This is a genomic window from Devosia sp. Micro-HW1, assembly GCF_056341075.1.
Genome location: NZ_CP094375.1, coordinates 2,339,546 through 2,365,735 on the forward strand (window position 1 = coordinate 2,339,546; position 26,190 = coordinate 2,365,735).

General features: G+C 64.2%; 27 protein-coding genes. 17 read left to right on the forward strand and 10 right to left on the reverse strand.

From position 1 onward, the window contains the following. Positions 1-10 precede the first annotated feature (10 nt). The gene (gene ilvD, locus MQW79_RS11095) at positions 11-1,864 is read left to right on the forward strand and encodes a dihydroxy-acid dehydratase (RefSeq protein WP_476584538.1); all 1,854 of its coding nucleotides are present in this window, start codon (positions 11-13) and stop codon (positions 1,862-1,864) included. A gap of 274 nt (positions 1,865-2,138) precedes the next feature. On the opposite strand, the gene MQW79_RS11100 is transcribed toward ilvD, so the two are convergent. The 6 genes from MQW79_RS11100 to MQW79_RS11125 form a co-directional block, all read right to left on the reverse strand. Then, positions 2,139-3,005, reverse strand: coding sequence for an aldo/keto reductase (locus tag MQW79_RS11100; protein ID WP_476584539.1), 867 nt, complete (start codon positions 3,003-3,005; stop codon positions 2,139-2,141). A 32-nt stretch (positions 3,006-3,037) separates the two neighbouring features. After that, positions 3,038-3,391 (reverse strand): MmcQ/YjbR family DNA-binding protein, encoded by a 354-nt coding sequence (locus MQW79_RS11105; RefSeq protein WP_476584540.1) that lies wholly within the window; start codon positions 3,389-3,391, stop codon positions 3,038-3,040. Next, on the reverse strand, positions 3,388-3,810 hold the full coding sequence (locus MQW79_RS11110) for a DUF1178 family protein (RefSeq protein WP_476584541.1): 423 nt from the start codon (positions 3,808-3,810) through the stop codon (positions 3,388-3,390). The genes MQW79_RS11105 and MQW79_RS11110 overlap by 4 nt, the downstream gene beginning before the upstream one ends. A gap of 63 nt (positions 3,811-3,873) precedes the next feature. Then, positions 3,874-4,701 carry a carbon-nitrogen hydrolase family protein gene (locus MQW79_RS11115; RefSeq protein ID WP_476584542.1) on the reverse strand — a complete coding sequence of 276 codons (828 nt, stop codon included), beginning with the start codon at positions 4,699-4,701 and terminating at the stop codon, positions 3,874-3,876. A 5-nt stretch (positions 4,702-4,706) separates the two neighbouring features. Continuing rightward, positions 4,707-4,961 carry a glutaredoxin 3 gene (gene grxC / locus MQW79_RS11120; RefSeq protein ID WP_476584543.1) on the reverse strand — a complete coding sequence of 85 codons (255 nt, stop codon included), beginning with the start codon at positions 4,959-4,961 and terminating at the stop codon, positions 4,707-4,709. A gap of 35 nt (positions 4,962-4,996) precedes the next feature. Next, positions 4,997-5,842 (reverse strand): ComF family protein, encoded by an 846-nt coding sequence (locus MQW79_RS11125; RefSeq protein ID WP_476584544.1) that lies wholly within the window; start codon positions 5,840-5,842, stop codon positions 4,997-4,999. Here MQW79_RS11125 and MQW79_RS11130 point away from each other — a divergent pair. From MQW79_RS11130 to MQW79_RS11165, 8 genes are all read left to right on the forward strand, one after another. Next, entirely contained in the window at positions 5,841-6,671 is an 831-nt protein-coding gene (locus MQW79_RS11130) for an SAM-dependent methyltransferase (protein WP_476584545.1), read from the forward strand. The genes MQW79_RS11125 and MQW79_RS11130 overlap by 2 nt on opposite strands. Continuing rightward, the gene (locus MQW79_RS11135; RefSeq protein WP_476584546.1) at positions 6,668-7,309 is read left to right on the forward strand and encodes a glutathione S-transferase N-terminal domain-containing protein; all 642 of its coding nucleotides are present in this window, start codon (positions 6,668-6,670) and stop codon (positions 7,307-7,309) included. The genes MQW79_RS11130 and MQW79_RS11135 overlap by 4 nt, the downstream gene beginning before the upstream one ends. Further along, positions 7,224-8,090, forward strand: coding sequence for a hypothetical protein (locus tag MQW79_RS11140; RefSeq protein WP_476584547.1), 867 nt, complete (start codon positions 7,224-7,226; stop codon positions 8,088-8,090). Before MQW79_RS11135 ends, MQW79_RS11140 begins: the two co-directional genes overlap by 86 nt. Before the next feature lie 67 nt (positions 8,091-8,157). Further along, complete coding sequence (locus MQW79_RS11145) at positions 8,158-8,520, forward strand: methylglyoxal synthase (protein WP_476584548.1); 363 nt, start codon at positions 8,158-8,160, stop codon at positions 8,518-8,520. A gap of 107 nt (positions 8,521-8,627) precedes the next feature. Beyond that, positions 8,628-9,410: an ABC transporter ATP-binding protein gene (locus tag MQW79_RS11150; RefSeq protein WP_476584549.1), complete on the forward strand. Its 783-nt coding sequence runs from the start codon at positions 8,628-8,630 to the stop codon at positions 9,408-9,410. A gap of 2 nt (positions 9,411-9,412) precedes the next feature. After that, positions 9,413-10,117 carry an ABC transporter ATP-binding protein gene (locus MQW79_RS11155; RefSeq protein WP_476584550.1) on the forward strand — a complete coding sequence of 235 codons (705 nt, stop codon included), beginning with the start codon at positions 9,413-9,415 and terminating at the stop codon, positions 10,115-10,117. A 177-nt stretch (positions 10,118-10,294) separates the two neighbouring features. Beyond that, on the forward strand, positions 10,295-11,299 hold the full coding sequence (locus tag MQW79_RS11160; protein WP_476584551.1) for a branched-chain amino acid ABC transporter permease: 1,005 nt from the start codon (positions 10,295-10,297) through the stop codon (positions 11,297-11,299). Further along, the gene (locus tag MQW79_RS11165; RefSeq protein WP_476584552.1) at positions 11,296-12,582 is read left to right on the forward strand and encodes a branched-chain amino acid ABC transporter permease; all 1,287 of its coding nucleotides are present in this window, start codon (positions 11,296-11,298) and stop codon (positions 12,580-12,582) included. Before MQW79_RS11160 ends, MQW79_RS11165 begins: the two co-directional genes overlap by 4 nt. 149 nt (positions 12,583-12,731) lie before the next feature. Here MQW79_RS11165 and MQW79_RS11170 read toward each other — a convergent pair whose 3' ends face one another. Together MQW79_RS11170 and MQW79_RS11175 are read right to left on the reverse strand one after the other, a co-directional pair. After that, entirely contained in the window at positions 12,732-13,319 is a 588-nt protein-coding gene (locus MQW79_RS11170) for a class I SAM-dependent DNA methyltransferase (RefSeq protein WP_476584553.1), read from the reverse strand. A gap of 94 nt (positions 13,320-13,413) precedes the next feature. After that, positions 13,414-14,610 carry an ABC transporter substrate-binding protein gene (locus MQW79_RS11175; RefSeq protein WP_476584554.1) on the reverse strand — a complete coding sequence of 399 codons (1,197 nt, stop codon included), beginning with the start codon at positions 14,608-14,610 and terminating at the stop codon, positions 13,414-13,416. Positions 14,611-14,847: 237 nt separating this feature from the next. Here MQW79_RS11175 and MQW79_RS11180 point away from each other — a divergent pair, with 237 nt between their 5' ends. Further along, the gene (locus MQW79_RS11180; protein WP_476584555.1) at positions 14,848-15,891 is read left to right on the forward strand and encodes a glycine betaine ABC transporter substrate-binding protein; all 1,044 of its coding nucleotides are present in this window, start codon (positions 14,848-14,850) and stop codon (positions 15,889-15,891) included. Positions 15,892-16,011: 120 nt separating this feature from the next. Here MQW79_RS11180 and MQW79_RS11185 read toward each other — a convergent pair whose 3' ends face one another. Beyond that, a complete protein-coding gene (locus MQW79_RS11185; RefSeq protein WP_476584556.1) occupies positions 16,012-16,302 on the reverse strand; it encodes a hypothetical protein in 291 nt (96 codons plus the stop codon). Here MQW79_RS11185 and MQW79_RS11190 point away from each other — a divergent pair. The 7 genes from MQW79_RS11190 (at position 16,264) to MQW79_RS11220 (ending at position 25,678) form a co-directional block, all read left to right on the forward strand. Next, the gene (locus MQW79_RS11190; RefSeq protein ID WP_476584557.1) at positions 16,264-17,160 is read left to right on the forward strand and encodes a glycine betaine ABC transporter substrate-binding protein; all 897 of its coding nucleotides are present in this window, start codon (positions 16,264-16,266) and stop codon (positions 17,158-17,160) included. The two genes, MQW79_RS11185 and MQW79_RS11190, sit on opposite strands and share 39 nt — an antisense overlap. A 126-nt stretch (positions 17,161-17,286) precedes the next feature. Beyond that, on the forward strand, positions 17,287-18,156 hold the full coding sequence (locus MQW79_RS11195) for an ABC transporter permease (protein WP_476584558.1): 870 nt from the start codon (positions 17,287-17,289) through the stop codon (positions 18,154-18,156). Position 18,157: 1 nt separating this feature from the next. Continuing rightward, complete coding sequence (locus tag MQW79_RS11200) at positions 18,158-19,210, forward strand: quaternary amine ABC transporter ATP-binding protein (RefSeq protein ID WP_476584559.1); 1,053 nt, start codon at positions 18,158-18,160, stop codon at positions 19,208-19,210. A 187-nt stretch (positions 19,211-19,397) separates the two neighbouring features. Next, positions 19,398-20,900: a putative bifunctional diguanylate cyclase/phosphodiesterase gene (locus MQW79_RS11205; protein WP_476584560.1), complete on the forward strand. Its 1,503-nt coding sequence runs from the start codon at positions 19,398-19,400 to the stop codon at positions 20,898-20,900. A gap of 161 nt (positions 20,901-21,061) precedes the next feature. Further along, positions 21,062-21,478, forward strand: coding sequence for a protein tyrosine phosphatase family protein (locus MQW79_RS11210; protein WP_476584561.1), 417 nt, complete (start codon positions 21,062-21,064; stop codon positions 21,476-21,478). 107 nt (positions 21,479-21,585) lie between these two features. Next, a complete protein-coding gene (gene pyc / locus MQW79_RS11215; protein ID WP_476584562.1) occupies positions 21,586-25,026 on the forward strand; it encodes a pyruvate carboxylase in 3,441 nt (1,146 codons plus the stop codon). Positions 25,027-25,030: 4 nt separating this feature from the next. After that, positions 25,031-25,678 (forward strand): MAPEG family protein, encoded by a 648-nt coding sequence (locus MQW79_RS11220; RefSeq protein ID WP_476584563.1) that lies wholly within the window; start codon positions 25,031-25,033, stop codon positions 25,676-25,678. Positions 25,679-25,708: 30 nt separating this feature from the next. Here MQW79_RS11220 and MQW79_RS11225 read toward each other — a convergent pair whose 3' ends face one another. Further along, positions 25,709-26,167 (reverse strand): GreA/GreB family elongation factor, encoded by a 459-nt coding sequence (locus MQW79_RS11225; RefSeq protein ID WP_476584564.1) that lies wholly within the window; start codon positions 26,165-26,167, stop codon positions 25,709-25,711. Positions 26,168-26,190 lie beyond the last annotated feature (23 nt).

Sequence of the window (26,190 nt, forward strand, 5' to 3'; positions counted from 1 at the left end):
GGATTTCACCATGCCCGTCTATCGTTCCCGCACCACTACCCACGGCCGCAACATGGCCGGCGCGCGTGGCCTCTGGCGCGCCACCGGCATGAAGGACGGCGATTTCGGCAAACCCATCATCGCGGTGGTCAACTCCTTCACCCAGTTCGTGCCCGGCCACGTGCATCTGAAGGACCTGGGCCAGCTCGTCGCGCGCGAGATCGAGGCCGCCGGTGGCGTCGCCAAGGAATTCAACACCATTGCGGTCGATGACGGCATCGCCATGGGCCATGACGGCATGCTCTATTCGCTGCCCAGCCGCGACATCATCGCGGACTCGGTCGAATACATGGTCAATGCCCATACTGCCGACGCCATGGTCTGCATTTCCAATTGCGACAAGATCACGCCCGGCATGCTCAATGCCGCCATGCGGCTCAACATTCCCGTGGTCTTCGTCTCGGGCGGCCCGATGGAAGCAGGCAAGGCAATCGTCAAGGGCAAGCTGCAGGCGCTCGACCTCGTCGACGCCATGGTGATGGCCGCCGACGACCACTATACCGACGAGGAAGTGCAGGCTGTCGAGGAAGCCGCCTGCCCCACCTGCGGCTCCTGCTCGGGCATGTTCACCGCCAATTCCATGAACTGCCTGACCGAGGCGCTGGGCCTCAGCCTACCCGGCAATGGCTCGACCCTGGCCACCCATTCGGACCGCAAGCGCCTGTTCCAGGAAGCCGGCCACCTCATCGTCGACCTCGCCCGCCGCTATTACGAGCAGGACGACGAGACCGTGCTGCCCCGTTCCATCGCCACCAAGCAGGCCTTCGAAAATGCCATGGCGCTCGACATTGCCATGGGCGGCTCGACCAATACGGTTCTGCATATCCTGGCGGCCGCCCATGAAGGCGGCGTCGACTTCACCATGGACGACATCGACGCGCTGAGCCGTCGCGTGCCGGTGCTCTCGAAAGTTGCCCCGGCCAAGAATGACGTCCATATGGAAGACGTGCACCGCGCCGGCGGCATCTTTGCCATTCTGGGCCAGCTCGACCGCGCGGGCCTCATCAACCGCAAGGAACACACTGTCCACGCCGCCACCATGGGCGACGCCATCGACAAGTGGGACATTTCGCGGACCAATTCCGAAGCCGTGCGCAATTTCTACATGGCCGCGCCCGGCGGCGTGCGCACCACGCAGGCCTTCTCGCAGTCCAATCGCTGGACCGAACTCGACACCGACCGCACCAATGGCGCCATCCGCTCGCCTGATCACCCCTTCTCCAAGGATGGGGGCCTGGCCGTGCTCAAGGGCAATATTGCGCTTGATGGCTGCATCGTGAAGACGGCGGGCGTCGATGAATCCATTCTCAAATTCACCGGCCCGGCCCGCGTCTTCGAGAGCCAGGACATGACAGTCAAGGCCATCCTCTCCAACGAGATCCGCGAAGGCGACGTCATCGTCATCCGCTATGAAGGCCCCAAGGGCGGCCCCGGCATGCAGGAAATGCTCTATCCCACGAGCTACCTCAAGTCGAAGGGCCTGGGCAAAGCCTGTGCCCTGCTCACGGACGGGCGCTTCTCGGGCGGCACATCAGGCCTCTCCATCGGCCACGCTTCGCCCGAAGCGGCTGAGGGCGGCGCCATCGGCCTCGTGCGCGAAGGCGACATCATCGAAATCGACATCCCCAACCGCACCGTCAACGTGCTGGTTTCGGATGCCGAAATGGCCGCCCGCCGCGCCGAGCAGGACGCCAGGGGCTGGAAGCCGGCCGAACCGCGGAAGCGCAAGGTGACGACCGCCCTCAAGGCCTATGCAGCCCTGGTGACCTCGGCCTCGAAGGGCGCCGTGCGCGACACGGCAGCCATCGACAAGCTCTGGAACTGAGCCACGGGGCCCTGCAGACAGTTCCGCCCTCGGGCTTGACCTGAGGGCCAGTTGAAGCGTTGCATGAGTGGCGAGTGGTCCTCGGGTCAGGCCCGAGGACGGCATCGTGATGGTATGCGTCAAACCGCCATTGCGACAATCGCGTGACAAGCCCTGTTGGCGGTGCTAATACCCCGCCCAGCCACTCAGCGGCCTGCCAAGGCTCGCTGGTCTGGTCAGGCTCGATAGCGGGGATTCCACCCTCCCTATCGGGCCGACCCTAACCCCAAAATCGTCAACGCCTGCCGATCGCGTCAAGGACCGCAAAATCCTCGTCGCTGAGGTCGATCGCGGCTGCAGCGACATTGTCCTCAAGATGCTTGACCTTGCCCGTTCCCGGAATGGGCAACATGACTTTGCTGCGCTTCAGGAGCCACGCCAGCGCGATCTGGCTGCCGCTGGCGCCATGCTTGTCCATGATCGAGCGGGCCTTGTCGTGGCCCTCCACCAGATCACCGCCGGCGAGCGGGAACCAGGGGATGAAGCCGATGCCGTTGGCTTCGCAATAATCGAGCACATCCTCGCTCTGCCGGTTGGCAAAGTTGTAGAGGTTCTGGACGGTCGCGACCTTGAAGTATTTGGAAGCCTCCTTGATGTCGGCCACGCTGACCTGCGAGAGGCCGGCATGGCGGATGAGCCCTTGCTGCTGCATGGCGGCAATGACGCCGAACTGGTCTTCGCGCGGCGTCCTGGCGTCGATGCGGTGCAACTGCCAGAGATCGAGGCGTTCGAGCTTGAGGCGCCGCAGGCTGGTCATGACGCCCTGACGCAGAAACTCCGGGCGGCCGACCTGATGCCATTCATCCGGACCGGTGCGGGTGAGACCGGATTTGGTGGCAACGACGGTGCCCTTGTCATAGGGCGCCAGCGCCTCGCCGATCAGCTCCTCGCTGATATAGGGGCCGTAGCTTTCGGCCGTATCGATGAAATCGACATTGAGCTCGGGCAGGCGCTTGAGCACGGCAATGGCGTCGGCGTGACTGTCCGGCGGACCCCAGATGCCCTTGCCGGTGATGCGCATGGCGCCGAAACCGAGGCGGTTGACCTCGAGGTCGCCGCCAATGGCAAAGCGGCCCGACAGAGTGGCGTCGAGTGTGGTCATGTCAAATCTCCAATGGAAATAACTTAAGGGAACTAAGCGATGCCCAGTTCCATGCGCAATTTCCTGGTCAGCCCCCTGGCGACCAGCGCATGGGATCGGCCGGCATAGGCGAAAAGGTCGGCTTCGGTGAGGTCAGAACCCTCGGCGACGCTCACCCATTGCCGCTTGGCGAAGTAGGAAGCCTGGGCAACGCCATCGAGGGCGGTGAGAATATCAAAGCTCTCTTCGCCGCATTTGAACACCAGATGGTGCGGCACGGCGTCGGAGAGAAGACAGAAGACCTTGCTCCCGACCTTGGCGACATGGGCGTCCCATTGATCGACGAAACTCACGCCCGGCAGGGTCGACAGCGCCGCGTCAAACCCCTGTCGTGCGAACAGGCTCAATTGTCGTCACCCACATCGGGCAGCGGCAGGAAATCGACGCCGTCCTCGATCAGGCTCGCCACCTCGTCATGCGTGGCCTCGCCATAGATGCCGCGGGCCTCGACTTCCTCGAAGTGGATTTTCCGCGCTTCCTCGGCAAAGCGGGGGCCGACATTCTCGGCCTCGCTCATCACCTTCTGACGATACTGGCGCAACATCTCGCGGATTTTCGCGGCATCGGGATGCGCGGCACTGAGCGGCACACGCTCGGAATCGGTGCGGGCCACATTGGGCGCCATGGGCGCCTTTTCCACATGCACGTCACCGCACTGGGCGCAGGTCACGATGCCGCGGGCCTGCTGCTCGTCATAGGCGGCCGCACTTTTGAACCAGGCCTCGTAGTGATGGCCCTTGGAGCATTGAAGCGAATACTGGATCACTGGACTGAACGCGTTTGGTTGTGACGCCGGAGCGCCCTTGTTTCCCAGATATAGGCACAGGCCTCAGGCCTGCAAACCCGGCGGGGCAAAATCGCGGGCATTGGCGAGGGCCGGAACCCGTCCGCGTGCCTCGGAAACAGCATTGGGATCGATCTCGGCCAGCAGCACGCCCGGCTCGTCGTGGTCGAGCTCGGCAATGACCTTGCCCCAGGGATCGACCACCAGCGAATGGCCATAGGTGGCGCGGCCATTGGGATGGCTGCCGCCCTGCGCCGCGGCGATGACATAGGAGCCCGTCTCGATGGCACGGGCCCGCAGCAATACATGCCAATGGGCCTGTCCCGTGGGCACGGTAAAGGCGGCGGGAACGGCGATGAGATTGGCGCCGCCATTGGCCAGCGCGTTGTAGAGACGCGGAAACCGCATGTCGTAGCAGATGGAAAAGCCGAGGGTGAAATCGCCCAGGGGCGCCGTTACCGCCCGATCGCCACCCTTGTAGGTGGCGCTTTCCCTGTAAGCATTGAGCCCGGCAATATCGGCATCAAAGAGGTGGATCTTGTCATAGGTGGCGACCTGCTGACCGTCAGGCCCGAACAGGACCGAGCGATTGGCAAAGCGTCCATCCGCGAGCGGGATGGGCAGCGAGCCGATATGGACGAACATGCCATGCAGTTTCGCCAGCTCGCCCACTGCCGCCAGCTGCGGATGCCCTTCGAACGGCGCCGCGACCGAGCGCAGCTGATCGCGGTTTTCCGGGAAAATCAGGGTAACTTCAGGGGTCAGCGCATAGCTGGCGCCGGCCGCGGCCGCCTCCGCCAAGAGCGGTGAAAGCGCAGCAAGGTTGGCATCGGGATCGAGACCCGATCGCATCTGGATGGCAGCGATTTTCATGGGCTCTATTGGGCCAGAAGGGGGTCAAGACCGCCCTGGCGGTCGAGCGCGGCCATGTCGTCATAGCCGCCGACATGGGTGTCGCCGATAAAGATCTGCGGCACGGTCCGGCGACCATGGGCGCGCTGGGTCATCTGCTCGCGCAGATCGGGGTCGAGCACGGTAATCTCGGTATAGTCCACGCCCTTGTCTGCAAGTAGGGACTTGGCGGCGTGGCAATAGGGGCAGGTTGGCGTCGTGTAGATTTCGACCTTGGCCATGAGGATCGGCTCCGGAAATCAAAGGGCATGCCCCTTTATATGGGGGATTCCTCGCCAATGACAACGCGGGCGAAGGTCAGCACATTGACCTCGGCAGCCCCGGCGCGCCTGAGGGCCCGCGTCACCGCCTTGACCGTCGCGCCCGTCGTATAGACATCGTCGACCAGCACGACCGGCCGTCCCCGGACCCGCTCCAGGAAGCGCGGATGAACGGAAAATGCCCCCTGCACATTGCGCAGGCGACCGTCGCCGGAAAGGCCGACCTGCTGGCGCGTCCGGCGATGCCGGTGCACCAGGTGAGGGTCGACAGAGCAACCGGTCAGCCGGGACAGCTGCTGCGCCAGCAGCATGGACTGGTTGTAGCGGCGCGACCGCAGGCGGCTTGCATGCAGCGGCACCGGCACCAGCACCGGTTGCCGGTCCCAGAAGTCCCGACCCGCCACCGCCATCAGCCGCGCGCAGAAGCGGGCCAGCTCGGGCCGGTCGCCATATTTGAGGCGGCTGACCAGAATACCGGCAATTTCGCCATAGCGGACCGCGGCGCGGGACCGGTCAAAGGGCGGCGGATCGGAGAGCGCCTCGGCCGAGCGGGCCTCGGGGCCGAGATCGGCATCGAAGGGAATGCCCAGAACCGGGCAGAGCGGGGCGGCAATCTGCCTGAGGCCGGCAAAGCAGGCGGGGCACAGGCAATCGCCGCCCATGAGCGGGGCCTGGCAGGCAATGCAGGCAGGTGGATAGAGCTGGTCGAGCACGAGACGGCCCAGGGCGACAAGGCCCTGCCCCAGCCGCGCCCCCGGACCGATGTCTTTGACTTCCCCGGAACCCATGTCCATAAGGGCGATATTGCCCCTCGTCCGGCTCCGGCGAAAGCCCAAATCCATGACCAATCCGCCCCGCCTCTTCGACACCGCCCAGATCGCCCGCAACCTTGCCCGGCGCCGAGGCGGCGACAACTTCGTGCGCGATCTGGTGCTCGAGGATCTGGCGGATCGGCTCAGTGCCTATAAGCGCGATTTCTCCCGCGCCGTGCTGATCGGGCCCGATGCGGCAACGTTGCCGGCAACGCTTTTCACCGCCAATGGCCCGGTCACCACCCAGCGCGTGGAGGCCTTTTCCGGCGCGGACTTTCCGGAGCTGCCCGAGGGCGAACAGGACCTGATCGTGACCCTGCTGCATCTGCAGGCGGTCAACGACGTGCCGGGGCATCTGGCCCGGCTGCGGCGCCTGCTCAGGCCCGATGGCCTGCTTATGGCGGCCTTTGTGGGCGGAGAGAGCCTGGCGGAACTGCGCGAAGCCTTTCTGACGGCCGACCTCATGGTCTCGGGCGGCGCGTCGGCAAGGGTGGCGCCCATGGCGCAGGTGCGCGACGCGGGGGCGCTGCTGCAGCGCGCCGGCTTTGCCCTGCCGGTCGCCGACGTCGAAACCCATCGCGTGCGCTATGCCACGCCCTTTGCCTTGATGGCTGAACTCAAGGCGCTCGGCGCCAGCAACCCGCTGGCCGACCGTCCACGCCGCTTTGCAACGCGGACCCTGCTGGCGGCGGCGGCAGAGGCCTATGCCGAACGCGACGCCGACCCCGATGGACGGGTGCGGGCGACGCTCGAAATCATCTGGCTCGCTGGCTGGGTGCCGCATGAAAGCCAGCAGAAGCCGCTGCGCCCGGGCAGCGCCACGGTCAGCATGAAGGATGTGCTGGGAGGGTCGTCATGACGCTCACCGTCTGGGGCCGCAAGACATCATCCAATGTTCAGGCGCTGATGTGGTGCATCGGCGAACTGGGCCTCGAATGCCAGCGCCACGATGTGGGTCATGTCCATGGCGGCAATGACACGCCCCAATTCCTGGCCATGAACCCCAATGGCACCGTTCCGGTGCTGCGCGATGGGAACGATGATCCGCTTTGGGAGACCGGCGCCATCCTGCGCTACCTGGCCAGCCGTTATGGGTCGGACACCTTCTGGCCCTCCGATCCTTCGCGGCGTGCCCAGGTGGACAAATGGGCCGAATGGGCCAAGCTCAATGTGACGCTGGGCTTTACCGGCCCGGTCTTCTGGCGCGTGGTCCGCACCGCGCCCAGCAGGCAGGATCCGGCAGCCATTGCTGCAGCGCTGGCGGCCCTTGACCGGCTGCTGGCCATTGCCGAAGCGCAATTGACCCGTCACGCCTATCTGGCGGGCGACGATTTCACACCGGCCGACATCCGAGGCGCGGCTGGCGGCCGAGCAGGAAAAGCTCGCCCAGGCCGTGGAAGCGGCGGGAAGGATGCTGGCTCTCGCCGCCGAGGGGCAGTGCGACACCAGCCTCACCGAGGACGATCCCGATCTTGCGGTTTTGCGGCTTGGCGCTGAAAAACTGGCAGATCGGGTGATCGGCCTTGTTGCGGATCTCGAGGTGGCGGGCCGGGCGGCGGAAACCCTGGCCGCAGACGTTCTGCGCGGCGGAGAGGCGCTGGTGGCCAATGGTGTCGCCTGCAACGAAGGCCTTGATCAGCTTGGCCGGACCGCCGCGCAGCAGTTCCGGCAGGCCGGAGAGCTTGCGCGCGGGCTCGACGCGGTGGCGCGCCAGACCAAGGCGCTGCAGCGGCGTGGCGGCAAGCTGCGGCGCGATCTGGCGCGGCAGGAGCCGGCTGTGGACAAGGCCGGGGCGCTGGTCGAGCAGGTCGATGCGCTTGGCCTTGCCGCCAATCTGGTCGCGGCGCGGTTGGCGCAGGGTCAGCCGGTCGCAGCCGATCTGCGGGCCCTCGCGGCCGGCCTGGCGCAGGTGTCCGCACACTTGCGGGCCGACAGCGACCGGGCCGATGGGGCAGCGGCGGATCCTGACCTGCTGGCGTTTCCCGAACAGGTCCTGGGCGCCCTGGAAGACCAACTTGACGTGCTGAAAGGGCTGGCATGCGAATGTTCGGGCCTCCTGGCCGGGGCAACCCAGATGCAGGCGCTGACCGTTTCGCTGCTGTCCGGGACGGGCGAGGGCGGCGCCATCGTGGCGCAGTTGACGCAAAGCCTGGCGGCGGCGGGCGGGCTGGTCGCGCTGTCGGAAGCGTTTGCCGGGACCACGCAAACGACGGCTGAAACCCTAGCCTGGCCGGCGCCGGACGAGACGGCAATGGCCGCACACTGGCACGCGGTTTGAGCCGCGCTGGCCATTGCCCTTTCCGCGCCGTCCGGGCATGAAGGCGCGGCACAGGAGGCGCAGCGCCATGGCACGTATCGGTCTAGTGGCCCACGACGACAAGAAAGACGACCTTTGCCGCTGGGCGGAGGCGCACCGGCACAAGCTGGTCGAGCATGAATTGTGGGGCACCGGAACCACGGGGAGCCGGATCATGGCGGCTACCGGATTGAGCGTCAGCCTGCTCAAGAGCGGTCCGCTGGGCGGGGATCAGCAATTGGGGGCGATGATCTGCGAAGGTCGGCTCGACGTCCTGATCTTTTTCATCGATCCGCTCTCGGCCCAGCCCCATGACGTCGATGTGAAGGCGCTGACGCGTCTGGCCACGCTCTATGATGTGCCTCTGGCCAACAACAAATCCACTGCGGACGCCGTGCTCGCCGCTGTCTGAGTGGTTAGTCAATGGTTGAATTTGGCGCGCGTCTGTGAGCAGATGCCCCAAAATCGCCCGAATTGACAAGGGCACGGCAAATTCAGGAAATCGGGGCTTTCAAACACTTGTCCTCTGACTTGGTCATCGACGTTCGCAACGTCTCAAAGCGCTTCGGCGGCCTCAGAGCCGTCAACAACTGCTCGCTCTCGGTCAAGCGCGGTTCCATTACCGGGCTGATCGGGCCCAATGGCGCGGGCAAATCGACTCTCTTCAACATGGTGGCCGGCAATATCGTCCCCGATGAAGGCCAGGTGATCTTCGACGGTGCCGACGTGACGGGGTTGAAACCCCATCAATTGTTCCGCATCGGCATGCTGCGCACTTTCCAGATCGCGCATGAATTCTCGCAGATGACGGCGCTGGAAAACCTGATGATGGTGCCGGGCGACCAGCCGGGCGAGCATCTGGTGGATACCTGGTTCCGCCCCGGTCTCGTGCGCAGCCGCGAAACCGAGGTGCGCAAGAAGGCGCTCGACGTCATCGATTTTCTCAAGCTCGGCCATGTGCGCGACGAGCTGGCCGGCAATCTCTCGGGCGGACAGAAGAAGCTGCTCGAGCTCGGGCGCACCATGATGGTGGATGCCAAGGTCGTGCTGCTCGATGAAGTGGCGGCGGGCGTCAACAAGACCCTCCTCAACGACCTTGCCTCCAATATCGAGCGCATGAACCAGGAACTGGGCTATACCTTCTTCGTCATCGAGCATGACATGGACCTGATCGGTCGCCTCTGTGATCCGGTCATCGTCATGGCGCAGGGCGAAAAGATCGCCGAGGGCCCAATGGCCGAAATCCGTGCCAATCCCGCAATCGTCGAAGCCTATTTCGGCTCGCCTGCCGAGGTGGCATGACCATGGCGCTGATTGAACTGAAACACGTCGTCGGCGGCTATGGCGGTGCGCCCATTCTCAACGGCGTCAATATCGCCATCGACAAGAGCGATATCGGCGTCATCGTCGGCCCCAATGGTGCCGGCAAGTCGACCACGCTCAAGGCCATTTTCGGGCTTTTGAAGGTCACCGGCGGCACTATCGACTTCGGCGGCGAGAACATCGCCAATTCGCTGCCTGACAAACTGGTTCCCAAGGGCCTGAGCTTCGTGCCCCAGGAAAAGAACGTCTTCACCTCGATGAGCGTCGAGGAAAACCTCGAAATGGGGGCCTTTACCCGCAAGGACGATTTCCGCGCCACCATGAACTGGGTCTACCAGATGTTCCCGGTTCTCGCCGAAAAGCGCCGCCAGCCGGCCGGTGAACTTTCGGGCGGACAGCGGCAGATGGTCGCCATGGGCCGCGCGCTGATGAGCAAACCCAGCCTTCTCATGCTCGACGAACCGTCGGCGGGCCTGTCGCCGCGCTATGTCCTTGAAATCTTCGAGACCATCCAGCGGGTGAACCAGGAAGGCGTCGGCATCCTCATGGTGGAGCAGAATGCCCGCCAGGCCCTGGCCTTTGCCACCAAGGGCTTTGTGCTCGCCAGCGGCCAGAACCGCTATACCGGCACCGGGGCCGAGCTGATCGCCGACCCTGAAGTCGCCAAAAGCTTTCTGGGGGGCTGATGTCATGATGCGGCTTTGCTCCCCCTCATCCGCCCTTCGGGCACCTTCTCCCGCGAGGGGAGAAGGCGATGTGGCACCATCTTGCCCCTCTTACCCTTCTCCCCTTGCGGGAGAAGGTGGCGCGCAGCGCCGGATGAGGGGTGTGTCCCTACTCGCACAGAACATCCGGGTCTCCGCATGACCGAACTCGTTTTCTTCATCAATCAGGTGGTCATTTCCGGCCTCGTGCTCGGCTGCATCTACGCGCTGGGCGCCATAGGCATCACCCTGATCTTCGGCATCCTGCGCTTCGCGCATTTTGCCCATTCCGAGCTGATGACGGGCGGCGCCTTCATCGCCTTCCTGCTCGCCTCGGCCTTTGCCGCCTGGGGTATTGTCACGCCCATTCCGACGGGTTTTGTGGTCCTGCCCATCGCCATGGTGCTGACCGCCATCCTGGCTTTGGGTATCGACAAGGGCTTTTATGCCCCGCTGCGCAAGCGCGGCGCCAGGCCGGTGACCCTGCTCATCGCCTCCATCGGCGTGACGCTGATGATCCAGGGCCTTATCCGCCTGTTCTTCGGCGCCGGTTCCTACTCCTTCTTCGAGACCGAGCCCAAGGAAGTATTCCGCATCGACATGTCGGCCCTCGGTTCGACCCGTCCGCTTGTCATCACCGAGCCGCAGGTGCTGATGATCCTCGTGACCTTCATTTCGGTGGTGGCGCTGCATTTCTTCCTCACCCGCTCGCGCCTGGGCAAGGCCATGCGCGCCATGGCCGACAATGCCGACCTGGCGCAGGTCTCGGGTATCAATACGGCGCTGGTCGTGCGCGTCACCTGGGTCATTGCCGGGGCACTGGCCTGCATGGCCGGCACCATGCTGGCGCTCGACGTGACGCTGAAGCCGGACCTCGCCTTCAACATCATCCTGCCGATCTTTGCTGCCGCCATTGTCGGTGGCCTGGGCCAGGCCTATGGCGCCATTGCCGGGGGGCTGCTCATCGGCTTTGCCGAAACGCTGGCCGTGTTCAACTGGACCATGCTGCTGCGGCCGCTCAATGCGATCCTGCCTGACTGGATGCAGCTGCCGGCGACGCTGGCGCTGGTGCCGACCGAATACAAGCTCACCGTGGCCTTCGTCATCCTCGTGGTGACCCTGCTCGTGCGACCCACCGGTATCTTCAAGGGAGCCTCGTCATGATCCAGCGGTCCCTGGCGCTCTTTGGCGGCCTCTTCGTGCTGATCCTCGTCATCGGCTGGGTCATGGGCCTGCCCTTCACCACCTCGCGCCTGGTGGAAGCGGCCGCCTATGCGCTGATCGCGCTCGGCCTCAACATCCAGTGGGGCTATGGCGGGCTCTTCAACTTCGGCATCATGGGTTTCCTCATGGTGGGCGGCGCCGCCGTCACCTTCATTTCCTATCCGGTCAATCCTGCGTTCTGGAATTCGGACGGCCCCATGATGCTCGGCCGCGCGCTCTTCGCCTTTGCCGGTGGCGCGCTCATCGTGCTGGCCGCACGGCAGGTGCATCGCATCGGCATATCAGGCAAGTGGCGGGGCGCGCTGATCGTCATCGCCTGGTTCGCCGCCTATGTGCTCTATCGCAGCCAGATCGATCCGGCGGCGGCCTATATCGAATCGACGGGCGGCGGCTGGGTCGGCGGCCTGGGCGGCCATCCGATCCTGGGCTGGCTGTTCGGCGGCGTGCTGGCAGCCGGCATAGCCTTCATCATCGGCAAGATCTGCCTGGGGCTGCGCACCGACTATCTCGCCATTGCCACGATCGGCATTTCCGAGATCATTCGCGCGCTGATCAAGAACATGGACTGGCTGACCCGCGGCACCCTGACCGTCTCGCCCATTCCGTGGCCGACGCCGCTGCCGCAGCAATACCAGGCCAAGGGCATGGATATTGCCACCTCGCTGATCGCCGCCCGCGCCGGGTTCCTGGTGCTGGCCGTGGTCATCCTGGCGCTGGTCATGTGGTTGATCTCGCGGGCCTATGCCGGCCCCTGGGGCCGGATGATGCGCGCCATTCGCGACAATCACATCGCCGCCTCCTCGATGGGCAAGAATGTCACCGCCCGCCAGCTCGAAATCTTTGTCTTCGGCTCGGTGCTGATGGGCATTGGCGGCGCCATGCTGGTCAGTTTCGTGCAGATCTTCGATCCCTCGAGCTACCAGCCGATCAATCACACCTTCCTCATCTGGGTCATGGTCATTGTCGGTGGCGCCGGCAATAATTGGGGTGCGCTGTTCGGCGCGGTCCTGCTCTGGCTGATCTGGGTGATTTCAGAGCCGCTCTCCAAGGCCGTGTTCGACCTTGTCAGCTACTGGTCGACCAATATGGGCTGGGGCGCCATCCCCGAAATCGAGGCCCGCTCGGCGCAGATGCGCGTCTTCGTGCTCGGCCTTGTGGTCACCATTGCGCTCAGGTTCGCGCCCAAGGGGCTTATTCCGGAAGTGGTCAAGCGCGAGGGGTAGGGGTTGGGGAACGTCCCCATCTGCGCAACCCATGTTCAACGTTACCACCGGGCTTGTCCCGGTGGTCCACGCGATGCCTCAACAAGATGGATTGCCGGGACAAGCCCGGCAATGCCGAAGGGAAGGCGAGGCCGAGCCCATCCCTGGTGCTATCGCCTCGCCGTCATCGACAGCCACTCAGTGGGCAGCGCATCAAAGCCGCTGCCCATGTTCGTTTCGAGGCTGAGGTCGGTCCAGCCCGCCGCACGATAGGCGGCATTCAGACCTTCTGGTGTGGGATAGTTATAGTACCGCCCCAGGCCATCCCGGCCTTCGCCCGTGCCCGCCTTGAAGCTGGCGACAAACACCCCGCCGGATTGCAAAGCGCGATGAATGCGGGCCAGAATATCGGGCAGGGTCATCGTCGGCACATGCAGCAGGCTGGCGCAGGCCCAGACCCCATCATATTCGGCCACGGCCCCAAGATGCTCAAAGCGCATGAGGCGGGCACTGTCGCCGACCCGCATTCGGGCTTCTGCGACAAGATCGGGCGTGCCATCGGTGGCGTCGACGTCAAAGCCCTGTGCCAGCATGTGCTCCGCGTCCATGCCATTGCCGCAGCCCAGTTCGAGAATGCGCGCACCTCGTCGCAGCGCTGCAAGGAAGGCGTGGAGATGGGGGCCGCTCGGACGTGTCCGGTGCTGCGCATAGGTCGCGGCATTGTCGGCATAAAAGCGGAGTGTGTCGTCGTCAGCCACCATCTGCCTCCAAAAGAAAAGGCCCGGGATTGCTCCCGGGCCTCTGTGTATCGAGCGTTCGTGCCCTGCGCGCAAAGCGCCGGATGAAGCAGAGTTACTGGATCAGGCCCTTTTCGACGAACGAGCCGCCCTCGACGGCCAGTTCGACGATGATGCCGTCCACGTCGCCGGCTTCGTCGAAGTCCAGCGCGCCACCGGCGCCTTCATAGTCGATGTCGGTACCGGCAGCGATCAGTTCCTTGGCCTTGGTCCATTCGCCCGGCAGGATCTTTTCGCCCGGAGCCGAAGCGACTTCGCGCAGGGCGGCGGCAATGCCGGCACGGTCGGTCGAGCCGGCCTTTTCGATGGCGAGAGCCAGCAGGAAGGCGGCGTCATAGGCCTGCGGAGCATAGGTGGCGTTGGCGGTGAAGCCTTCGCCGGTAAAGGCATTGTAGATGTCCACGGCTTCACCGGTCGGGGCGCCGGCGCGGGTGGCGATCAGGCCTTCCACGGCAGCAGCGTCGATACCGGTCAGCAGGTCGTCGCCGACCATGCCGTCGCCGCCCACATAGGTGGTGAAGTTGCCGCTCTCGACAGCCTGACGCAGCACGGTGTTACCCGAGGCGTTGGCATAGGCGAGGATGACGAGGTTCTGCGAGGCGACCAGGTTGCCCAGCTCGGCGCGGTAGTCGGCCTTGCCTTCTTCATGGGCGATATTGGCAGCCACGGTGCCGCCACCGGCGGTGTAGGCAGCGGCCAGCGCGTCGGCAAAGCCCTTGCCGTAGTCATTGTTGACATAGGTAATGGCGATGTCGTTGATGCCCTTGGCGAGCAGCAGCTCGGCCATCTTCACGCCCTGGAGTGCGTCGGACGGGGTGGTGCGGTAGACAAGGTCATTGTCTTCCAGCGTGGTCAGGGCCGGAGCCGAAGAGGCCGGCGAAACGAATACCACGCCGCCCGAAAGGCCCGAGCCGTTGAAGGCGCCGATGGTTTCGCCGGTGCACAGGCCCCCGACGACGGCAACGACGTTGTCGGTATTGATGACCTTGTCGGCTGCGGTGGCGCCGCCGGTTGCGTCACAGGCGCTGTCGGCCGAGATCATGGTGAGCTCACCACCCAGGATGCCGCCCTGTTCGTTGACCTGGGTCACAGCGAGCTGGGCGCCGGCCAGGATCGGCGGGGCGAGCGATTCGATCGGGCCGGTCAGGCCGCCGACGAAACCGATGGTGGCGCCGGTGTCCTGGGCCAGTGCCGGTGCGGCAACGGTCAGGGCAGTGGCGGCAACCGCCAGGGTCAGGGTTTTCTTGAACATGCGTGTCCCTCTGTTTCAGGTTGCGCACCGGGAAGGTCTTGATCGACCTCCTCTTGCGGCGCTGCAACTGGCAAGGGGGCGCGATGCGCGCCCCGCTGGGAGGCGACTGTTGCACAATCTGGGCAGAGCTGTCACCGGGGATTGCGCGCCAAATCCATTAGCCGTTGCGGTTGCTTAACGCACTCTCGTTGGGCATAGACTGGCCCCATGCTCCGGGACGGACGGCAAGGGTCGGATATGCCATTTCTTCGCCATGTCATCGCATTGGTCTGTCTGGCCATGCTCGCGCAGCCGGCGCTGGCGCAGGTCACCGTGCTCGACAGCGCCCAGGACCAGGCGGCGCCACCGCTGCCCCAGGCGCGGCCCGAAGAGGGCGCCGTGCCGCCGTCCCCCTGCGGCACAAGACCAATGACCATCGCCCGCATGAGCTGGCCTTCCGCCGCGCTTCTCGCCGAAATCCATGCCCGCATCCTGGCCAGCGAATTCGGCTGCGCAGTGCAGGTGGTGCAGACGGACCTCGGCGCGGCCATTTCGTCCATGGGTTCGACCGGGCAGCCGCAGGTGGCGCCTGAAATGTGGGTCAATCGCGTTGCCGATCTGTGGAATGGGGCGATGGAAGGCCAACAGGTCCGTTCGGCCGCAACGAGCTATGTCGAGACCCAGTTCGAGGGCTGGTTTATGCCTTCGGCGCTGGCCGGCAACTTTACCGCCACACCCAAGGCCGCCGACCTCGCTCAGGCATTGTCCGAGCTGGAGCTGGACGAGCCGCTGCGCTTTGTTTCCTGTCCGCTCGACTGGGCCTGTTCGATCATCAACCGCAACCTGATCGCGGCACATGGTCTCGAAGACCTTGTCGAGATTGTCGAACCCGCCAACCGTCTGGAAATGGACCGGCTGATTGCCGAGGGCGTCAATCGGCGCGAGCCTTTCCTGTTCTACTATTGGCAACCCAATGCCATTCTCGCCCAGCTCGATTTCGTCGCCCTCGACATGGGCGAATATAGTGAAGACGCGGCCCAGTGCCTGGGCGACCGCATCTGCGCCAATCCCCAGCCGTCGGCCTTTCCCACCGAAACGGTGGTGATCGCCCTGGCCGAGCGTGTCTTTGCCGATGCGCCCGATGTGGCCGCCTATTTCCAGCGTGCCAGCTTTACGCTCGAGGACATGAACCTGCTCCTCGCCCAGCTCAACGAGACCGGGGCGAGCGTGGAATCGGTGGCGGACCGTTTCGTTGCCGAGCGGGCCGACCTCTGGGAAAGCTGGGTCGCCATCGCTCCCTGATCCGGAGCTCGGGTGATTTTTTGAGATTCTTTTGACTTGAAAATAGTTGAATTCGTGAGTTGTGGCGACTTGAGCAGTCAAGTTTTCCGATTTCATCAGTTTGCCGATCAAATCAAGCAATCATCCGATCAAGAAAAAAGGCGTGGCGACGTCTGTTATTGATAAAATATTGCTCGATTTGACACACAATTCTGCCACCTTTATGGTCCGCTCCATTCCGTAACCGCAGGAGTTGACCTGATGATTTTGAAATCCGGTGGCATTGCCGCCGCGATCGCCGTTGCCTTTTTGTCCGCTGGCAGCCTTCCCGTCCTTGCCCAGGAAGCTGATGCCGCCCAGTGCGGGACCGACCGCACCATTGATATTGCCGAAATGACCTGGCCCTCCGCCGCAGCCCTGGCGCATATCCATGCGACGATCCTTGCCGAAGGATATGGCTGTGATGTCGAGATCGTCACCGGGGATACCGTGCCGACCTCCTCCTCAATGCTGACCCGCGGCACGCCCGCCGTGGCGCCCGAACTTTGGACCAGCGCCATCGAAGATGCCTGGGCCAAGGGCATCGAAGAGGGCACAGTCGTCCAGCTGGCCGACGCCATCACCGATGGCACGGTGGAAGGCTGGTTCATCCCCGAATATACCCAGCAAGCCAATCCGGACCTCACCACGGCCGAAGCCGTGATTGCGCGTCCCGAGCTGTTCGCCGATCCGGAAGACAATAGCCAGGGCCGGATCTATTCCTGCCCGCCGGGCTGGGCCTGCGAGCTTTCGACGTCGGCGCTGTTCGAAGCCTATGGGATGGAGGAGACCTGGAACCTCTTCTCGCCCGGGTCTGGCGGTGCGCTGGACGCGTCCATTGCCCGTGCCTTCACCCGCGAAGAGCCTATCCTCTTCTACTATTGGGGCCCGACCGCCATCCTGGGCAAATATCCCGCCGTGCAGCTCGACCTGGGCGAGACCAAGCCCGAAGTCTATGCCTGCAATACCGATCCCGATTGCGACGAGCCAGCCGGCGTCACTGCCTATCCTTCGAGCCCCGCCGTTGTTGGCGCGGCTGCATGGATCCAGGAAGAAGCCCCTGTCGTGGCCGAGTATTTCTCCAAGGTCGGCCTCTCCAATGCGGAGATTTCAGAGCTCCTCGTCTATGGCGACGAGAACCAGGCTGACGCCGAAGCCACTGCCGAAAACTTCCTCCTGACCAAGCAGGATGTCTGGACCAATTGGGTTCCGGCTGAAGTGGCCGAAAAGGTGCTGGCCGCCCTCGGCTAGGCCAAGGCGCCAAAGCTTTCCTCACGGCGGCCGGGTTTCGACCCGGCCGCTTTCCGCGTTCGATCCCCAGGGCAGGCAGGCTCGCGTACCTGCCTTCGGGTTTGGACGCCCCAAGAGAAGTAAGACATGTTTCCTGAACTGATCGACACGCGCCCCTGGCGCCGCGCCATTGACGACGCCCTCAACTGGGTCGTGCGCAACTGGAGCGATGAATTCGAAGCCGCGGCCTATCCGCTGCTCATGCTGCTCAACTTCATCGAGGACGTGCTGATCGCCACCCCCTGGTGGCTGATCATGGCGATCCTGGTGGGCATTGCCTGGCTGGCCACGCGCCGCTGGCAATTGCCGGTCATCGTCCTCGTCTCGCTGGTGTTTCTCGGGATCATGGATCTTTGGGAAGACGCCATGACCACCATGGCGCTGATGATCGCGGCAACGCTCACCGCCATTGTCATCTCCATCCCCATCGGGGTCTGGATGAGCCGGTCGGCCCGGGTGCGCGGCGTGATCACCCCGCTCCTCGACCTGATGCAGACCCTGCCGAGCTTTGTTTATCTCATTCCCACGGTGATGATCTTTGGGCCTGGCAAGATCCCAGCGCTGATCGCCACCATCGTCTATGCTGCTCCGCCGCTGGTGCGCCTGTCCGACCTTGGCCTGCGTTCAGTCGATCCGGCGGTGATGGAGGCCAGCCGCGCCTTCGGCACGACGCCGACCCAGCGTCTCTTTGGCGTGCAGATCCCACTCTCGCTGCCGACGATCCTGGCCGGGGTCAATCAGACCACGATGATGGCGCTTTCCATGGTGGTCATCGCCTCGATGATCGGCGCCGGCGGCCTGGGCTACCAGGTGCTGCAGGGCATCGGCCGGCTCGAAGTGAGCCGGGGCCTGTTTGCCGGTCTCGGCATCGTGGCGCTGGCCATCATCTTTGATCGCATCACCCAATCCTTCGGCAAGCAATTGCAGGCCCGCATCGGCCTGATGGAGGCGCGCTGACATGCACGACATGAACACAGATACCAATCTGGCCATCCGCATGCGCGGGGTCACCAAGATTTTTGGCGACAACCCCGAGGGCGCGCTGGCGCTGCTCGAACAGGGCAAGTCCAAGGCTGAAGTCCAGGCCGAGACCAATCATGTTGTGGGCCTCGACAATGTCTCGCTCGACATTGCCCGCGGGCAGATTTTCGTGGTCATGGGCCTGTCGGGCTCGGGCAAGTCGACGCTGATCCGTCACGTCAACCGCCTGATCGACCCGACATCGGGAGAAATTGTCGTGGATGGCAGCGACGTCACCGCCATGAGCCTGCCCCAATTGCGCACCTATCGGCGCAATACCGTGGCCATGGTGTTCCAGAAGTTCGGCCTCCTGCCGCATCGCTCGGTCATCGACAATGTCGCCTATGGGCTCGAAACGCGGGGCGTCGTCAAGGCCGAGCGGCTGGAAAAGGCGGCGCAGTGGATCGAGACCGTGGGCCTCGCCGGTTACGAAAACAGCCGCCCGCGCCAGCTCTCGGGCGGACAACAGCAGCGCGTCGGCCTCGCCCGGGCCCTCGCACTCGATACCGACATCATCCTCATGGACGAGGCCTTTTCGGCGCTCGACCCGCTCATTCGCTCGGGCATGCAGGATCAGCTGGTCGAACTGCAAAAGAGCCTGGGCAAGACCATCCTCTTCATCACCCACGATTTCGACGAGGCGCTCAAGATCGCCGACCGCATCGCCGTACTCAAGGACGGCGCGGTGCAGCAGGAGGGCAGGCCCGAGGATATCGTGCTCAAGCCCGCCAACGAACATATCGAGGAATTCGTGCGCGAGGTGAACAAGGCGCGCGCCATCCATGTGCGCACCATCATGGAGCGGGGCACCTTCGAGCCCTGCCAGTTCACCGTGCCGGCCAATGCCCGCTGCGAGGATGTGCTGCCCTATTTCGCCGAGCATCAATGGGTCGGCGTCACCAATGACGAAGGCGTGCAGATCGGCCGCGTCACCGCCAAAAGGGTGATCCAGGCGCTGGCGCGCTACACGCCGGGAGTTGGCGACAGTTAGGCCGTTTACCGGCTGTTAGTCCTGATTGATCGGGGCGCACGTAGTGTCATCTGCCTGTTGCAGAGCGACCCTAGCGTGCGCCCCGTTTGTTTGCCCGCGCCAATAAATTTCGTGTTTTCAGTCCTTTAGCTTTGATTCATGATTGTGTTGGCAAGGTGGTGGCAATGTCGCGCAGCAAGGTTGCTTCATGAAGCTTCGCCCCACTTTTGCGTTGGTCGTCGAGACCTATGACCGGCTGCGTATCGTCGTCGGCTGCCTGGCCGGCGCGCTGCTGGTGCTGAGCCTGGTGACTGCCCTGGGCGGACCCTGGGACCCGGTTCTGGCCTGGACCATGGCCGGCCTGTCGAGCGCCATTCCCCTCATGCTGCTGCTGACCCAGAGGCTGGTGCGCCAGCGCCTTGCCGACGTGCAGGCCTCGGTCACCGAGGCCTTGGCCTCGGCGCATCGCGATGCATTGACCGGCACGTTTACCCGCTCCTACTTTCTCGACGAGCTCAATCGCTTCGCCCAGCGCGGCTCGCTCTCGGCGGTTGGCTATCTGCAGATCGACATGGACAATCTCAAGGTCCTCAATGACAGCGCCGGCCATGGCGCAGGCGATGCGGCCCTGGTGGCGCTGGTGCGCGAAATGCGCAAGCTGATGCCCGGCGCCATTATCGGGCGGCTGGGGGGCGATGAATTCGGGGTGCTGATCCCGGGCCACGACAACAAGCCGGCTCTGTGCCGGCTGGGCGAGCACTTGCTGCGCCAGCTGAATGAGCCCCATGCCGTTGCCGGGCGCATGACCAGGCTTTCGGCCACGATCGGGGTGGCGCTGGCTCCGCTCGACAGCACCGACCCCAATGAGCTGATCGCCAATGCCGATCTTGCCCTCTACAAGGGCAAGCAGGCGGGGCGCGGCTGTGTCGTGCCCTTTGATCCCGACATGCTGGGCGACGAGCGGCATCGCCGCTTTGTCGAGCGCGAGCTGCGCGCCGCCATCCTGATGGACGAGCTGGAACTGCATTACCAGCCGGTCTTTGACAGCCTGACCCGCTCGGTGCGCTCGCATGAGGCGCTGGTGCGCTGGCGCCACAGGGTGCGCGGTACCATTGCTCCGGACAAGTTCATCCCGGTCGCCGAGCAGAGCAATCTCATCGACCGGCTGGGCGAATGGGTGCTGCGACGGGTCTGCGCCGATCTCGCCCAGCTCGAAGCGTCCGTGGCGGTCAATGTCTCGCCGGTGCAGCTGCGGCGCCCCGACTTCGCCGAGGCCTTTTCCGATATCCTCGTCGAGACCGGTTCCGATGCCGGGCGCATCATCGTCGAGATCACCGAGAATGCGCCGCTCAAGGCCGGCAGCGTCGAGATGGATAATCTGAGGGCCCTGCGCGCCATGGGCATCCGCGTGGCCGTGGATGATTTCGGCGCCGGGCATGCGAGCCTGCACTATCTGCGGGATTTCGCCTTCGACATCATCAAGATCGATCGCACCTATGTGGCCGATTTCTCGGCCAATCCGGTCAATGCCATGATCGTCACCGCGGTCTGCGACATTGCCCGCACGCTGGCGCTCGAGGTGGTCGCCGAGGGGATCGAGACCGAGGAACAGTTCCAGCAGCTGGCGGCGGCCGGCTGCACGGCGATGCAGGGCTATTATCTGGGACGCCCGCGCCCCCTGGTCGTGCCGCACTTCGTCTCGGCGGCCTGAGCGGGGTTTGCGACAGCTCCATGACAGGAATGCATGCCGCCCCAGTTGCGTCGGCACCAAGCGCATGGCTATAACGGGCCAAGCGTGCGCCAGCGTCGTGTCTGCGGCTCGTCCTCAGAGTGCAAGAGGGCGGCGCTGCGGGGGTTATTGGGAGAACAGCCTTGGAATTGAAGCGGATCAACGATCACGTCAGCGTCTCTGGACAAATCCAGCCGGAAGACGTGAAAACGCTCAAGGACCTGGGCTTTGTCGCCATTGTCAACAATCGCCCCGATGGGGAGTCGCCGGACCAGCCGGCCGGAGCCGAAATCGAAGCCGCCGCCAAGGCTGCCGGGCTCGCCTATCACTTCATTCCGCTGGGTCGCGAAGGGGTCAATCCCGACCTCGTCAATGCCACCAAGGCCGTGCTCGAGGGGAGCGACGGCAAGGTGTTCTGCTTCTGCCGGTCGGGCACGCGCTCGACGACACTCTGGGCATTGAGCCAGGCCGGGGACGCCCCGGCTTCGGAGATCATCTCCCAGGCGGCCGAAGCGGGTTACGACATGAGCCATCTGGCCGGATATCTCGGCCAGAAATAGACATTTGAAGTTTTCGGCGGTTGGGCGGTCAACCGTCCGTTCCGTCGGCAATTGCTGAGCCGGACCCTTCGCGGGTCCTCGCCCCCTCCTGCTCGGAACTGAAATCGATGCCCATCAAGAAGATCCTCGTCGCCAACCGCAGCGAAATCGCCATTCGCGTGTTTCGCGCCGCCAATGAATTGGGTCTCAAGACCGTCGCGGCCTATGCCGAAGAAGACAAGCTGGCGCTGCACCGCTTCAAGGCCGACGAGGCCTATCTGATCGGCAAGGGCAAGGGCCCGGTCGAAGCCTACCTTCAGATCGAGGAATATATCCGCATCGCCCGCATTTCCGGCGCCGATGCCATCCATCCCGGCTATGGGCTCCTGTCGGAAAGTCCCGAATTCGTCGATGCCTGCGAGGATGCCGGCATCATCTTCATCGGGCCCCGCGCGCAGACCATGCGCGACCTCGGCAACAAGGTTGCCGCGCGCAACATGGCCATCGCCTCCAATGTGCCGGTGGTCCCGGCCACCGATGCGCTCCCCGACGACATGAATGAGGTCAAGCGCATGGCCGCCGAGATCGGCTATCCGCTGATGCTCAAGGCCTCATGGGGCGGCGGCGGCCGCGGCATGCGCCGCATCATGGACGAGACGACGCTGGTCTCGGAAGTCAGCGAAGGCAAGCGCGAGGCCAAGGCCGCTTTTGGCAAGGACGAGATGTATCTCGAAAAGCTGATCGAGCGCGCCCGCCATGTCGAGGTGCAGCTGATCGGCGACGATCATGGCAATCTCGTCCACCTGTTCGAGCGTGACTGCTCGGTGCAGCGGCGCAACCAGAAAGTGGTCGAGCGGGCCCCCGCGCCCTATCTCTCCGACGCGGTGCGCAAGGAGCTGACCGATGCCGCCGTGCGGCTGGGCAATGCCGCCAATTATCGCGGCGCCGGCACGGTCGAATTCCTCATGGATGCCGATACCGACAAGTTCTACTTCATCGAAGTGAACCCGCGCATCCAGGTCGAGCATACCGTCACCGAGGAAGTCACCGGCATCGACATCGTCAAGGCGCAGATCCACCTGCTGGACGGCGCCGTCATCGGCACCCCCGAGTCAGGCGTGCCGAAGCAGGAAGATATCAAGCTCAACGGCAATGCCATCCAGTGCCGCGTCACCACCGAAGACCCGGAACAGAATTTCATTCCCGACTATGGCCGCATTACCGCCTATCGCGGCGCCACCGGCTTTGGCGTGCGCCTCGATGGCGGCACTGCCTATTCGGGCGCGGTCATCACCCGCTACTACGATCCGCTCTTGGAAAAAGTCACCTGCTGGGCGCCGACGGCGGACGAGGCCATTGCCCGCATGCATCGCGCCCTGCGCGAGTTCCGTATTCGCGGCGTGGCCACCAACCTGGCCTTCCTCGAAAACATCATCACCCATCCCGATTTCCTCGAGAACCGCTACACGACGCGCTTCATCGACACGACGCCCGATCTCTTCAACTTCAAGCCGCGCAAGGACCGCGCGACCAAGCTTCTTTCCTATATTGCTGACGTCACCGTAAACGGCCATCCCGAAGTGCGCGATCGTCCCCGGCCGCCGGCCGATGCTGCTGCGCCCTTCGTGCCGGAATTCCCGCCGCTCTCGGTGGTGGAAGGCAGCCGCCAGATCCTCGACCGCGACGGGCCGGCGGGCCTCGCAAAGTGGATGAAGGCGCAAAAGCGCGTGCTCTTCACCGACACGACCATGCGCGACGCGCATCAGTCGCTGCTGGCGACGCGCATGCGCAGCTTCGACATTACCCGCATCGCCCAGGCCTATAGCCGCGGCCTGCCGAACCTCTTCTCCCTCGAATGCTGGGGCGGCGCCACCTTTGACGTCTCCATGCGCTTCCTCAACGAGGACCCGTGGGAGCGCCTGGCCAAGGTGCGGGCCGGTGCGCCCAACATCCTCACCCAGATGCTGCTGCGCGGCTCGAACGGTGTCGGCTATACGAACTACTCGGACAATGTCGTCAAATTCTTCGTCAAGCAGGCGGCCGAGGGCGGCGTCGACATTTTCCGTGTCTTCGACTGTCTCAACTGGGTTGAGAACATGCGCGTCTCGCTCGACGCTGTCATCGAGGCCAACAAGGTTGCCGAGGGTGTGGTCTGCTATACGGGCGACATGCTGGACCCAGACCGGGCCAAGTATGATCTCAAATACTATGTGGCTCTCGCCAAGGAACTCGAAGCCGCCGGCGCCCATGTGCTGGGCCTCAAGGACATGGCGGGGCTCCTGAAGCCCGCTGCGGCCAGGAAGCTCATCGCCACGCTGAAAGAGGAGATCGGCCTGCCGATCCACCTCCACACCCACGATACGTCGGGCGCTGCTGCCGCCACGGTGCTGGCGGCCGTCGATGCCGGTGTCGATGCGGTCGATGCGGCCATGGATGCTCTTTCTGGCACCACGTCGCAACCCACCCTCGGTTCACTGGTCGCGGCCCTCGCCGATGGCGACCGGGACCCGGGCCTCGACGCCAAGGCGATCCGCCAGATCTCGTTCTATTGGGAGGCCGTGCGCACCCAGTACCGGGCCTTTGAGAGCGATCTCAAGGGCGGCGCTTCGGAAGTGTATCTGCATGAAATGCCGGGCGGCCAGTTCACCAATCTCAAGGAACAGGCGCGCTCGCTGGGTCTGGAAACCCGCTGGCACGAGGTCGCCCAGACCTATGCGGACGTCAACCAGATGTTCGGCGATATCGTCAAGGTCACGCCCTCGTCCAAGGTGGTGGGCGACATGGCGCTGGCCATGGTTTCGGCCGGCATTTCGCGCGCCGATGTCGAGAATCCGGACAAGGACATTGCCTTCCCCGACTCGGTGGTGGGTTTCTTTGCCGGCGATCTCGGCCAGCCGCCGGGCGGTTTCCCGGAAAAGCTGCAGAAGAAGGTGCTCAAGGGGCGCACGCCGCTCACCGAGCGTCCGGGTTCTTATCTGAAGCCCATAGACCTCGAAGCCGAGCGCAAGAAGATTTCTGACGAGATCGGCATGCCGGTCGATGATTTCAGGCTCGCCTCCTATCTCATGTATCCAAAGGTCTATTCAGACTTCGAAAAGACCCAGGATCGCTACGGCCCGACCGAAGTGCTGCCGACGCCGGTCTATTTCTACGGCCTCAACGAGGGCGACGAACTGCTGGTCGACATCGAAAAGGGCAAGACGCTGGTCGTCACCTATCAGGGTCGCGCGCCGACCAATGAAAAGGGCGAAGTCCGCGTCTTCTTCGATCTCAATGGCCAGCCGCGCACCATCGTCGTGCCCGATCGCCTCAAGGCCGGCGAGGTCAAGGTCCGTGCCAAGGCTGCGGTGGGCGACCCCAAGCAGGTCGGCGCGCCCATGCCGGGGGTCATCTCGACACTTGCCGTCAAGGAAGGCCAGAAGGTTTCAGCCGGCGACGTGCTCTGCTCGATCGAGGCGATGAAGATGGAAACCGCCATCCATGCCGAAGTCGACGGCGTGGTGGCTGAACTCCTCATCAAGCCCGGCGACCAGATCGACGCCAAGGACCTGCTTGTCAGGCTGGACTGAGAAAATGGCGGCGGGCGGGGACATTGATGTCGCTGCCAGCCGCCGTCGCATGTTGGCGAGCATCGCGCTTGTCGTGCCGCTCGCTTTGGGCGCCTGGGTCGCGCTCTATGTTCTGACGCCACCCCTTGCTGGGGCCGAGGAGCCGATCAACCGGATCGGCTTTGCCCTGGGCTGGCTGGGGGTGGCGACCCTGCTGACCCTTTTCAGCGGCGTCGAGGCGGTGGCGCATGAGCGCCTGTTCACGCCAGCGATCAACCCCCTGGCAGGAGCGGAAAGCGCCCGACTCAAGGTCAATCTGCGCTACCTGCAGAATACGCTCGAACAGCTGGTGATCTTCATTCCCACGCTGCTGCTTGTGGCCTGGCAGGCGCAATCGGGCGAGGATCTGCGCGCTGTCACCGCCACGGCAGTGGTATGGATCGCCCTGCGCTTCGTCTTCTGGGTCGGCTATCACCGCAGCTTTGAATGGCGCACGCCGGGGCTCGTGGGCATGGCCATGACCATGGTGATCCTCCTGATCGCGGTGGCTCGCTTTGGCTACGAACAGGCGGGTTGGCCCGGCGCCATTGCCCCCATTGCGCTCTTTGGCGCCATCGAGGCCTATCTCGTCTGGATCAGTTTTCGCGCCGGCCAGGCGAAGCGGGTGGATTGAAAGGCCCGGACCAATCCGGGCCTTTCGCGTTCAGGCCGCCCGTGGCCCCGGGTCGTCGTCCGGCTCGGGCGGTGTCGGACCGGTATTGGCCACCTTGATCACTTCGAGCCGCTGCATCGTGCCGTCGGGGCTCAGCCAGGCCATGATATGGCCGGGGCGGGTGCCGATCAGGGCGGCGCCATGTTCCGAAGTGACGGAGAGACGATAGCCTTCCCCGCCCGCGGCACCGTCGGGCATGACCAGTTTCACCATCCGTTCGAGGCCCGGCACGGGCCGATAGCGCACCATGGAGCCGAGGCGCACGACATCGCAGGGCAGCATGCTGTCGGGCACGAGCGTGGCGCGATCGAGCTCGTAGAGCAGGAAATCGGTATTGTCCCCGCGCTCTCCCAGATCGGTCAGCGCCACGATGGTCAGGCGCCTGTGCTCGTCCTTGCCCATGACGATGTCGGGCGATCGGGTCCAGTCAGCGAGCGAAATCGTGGTCATGACGTGCCTCCTTGGGTGGGCCC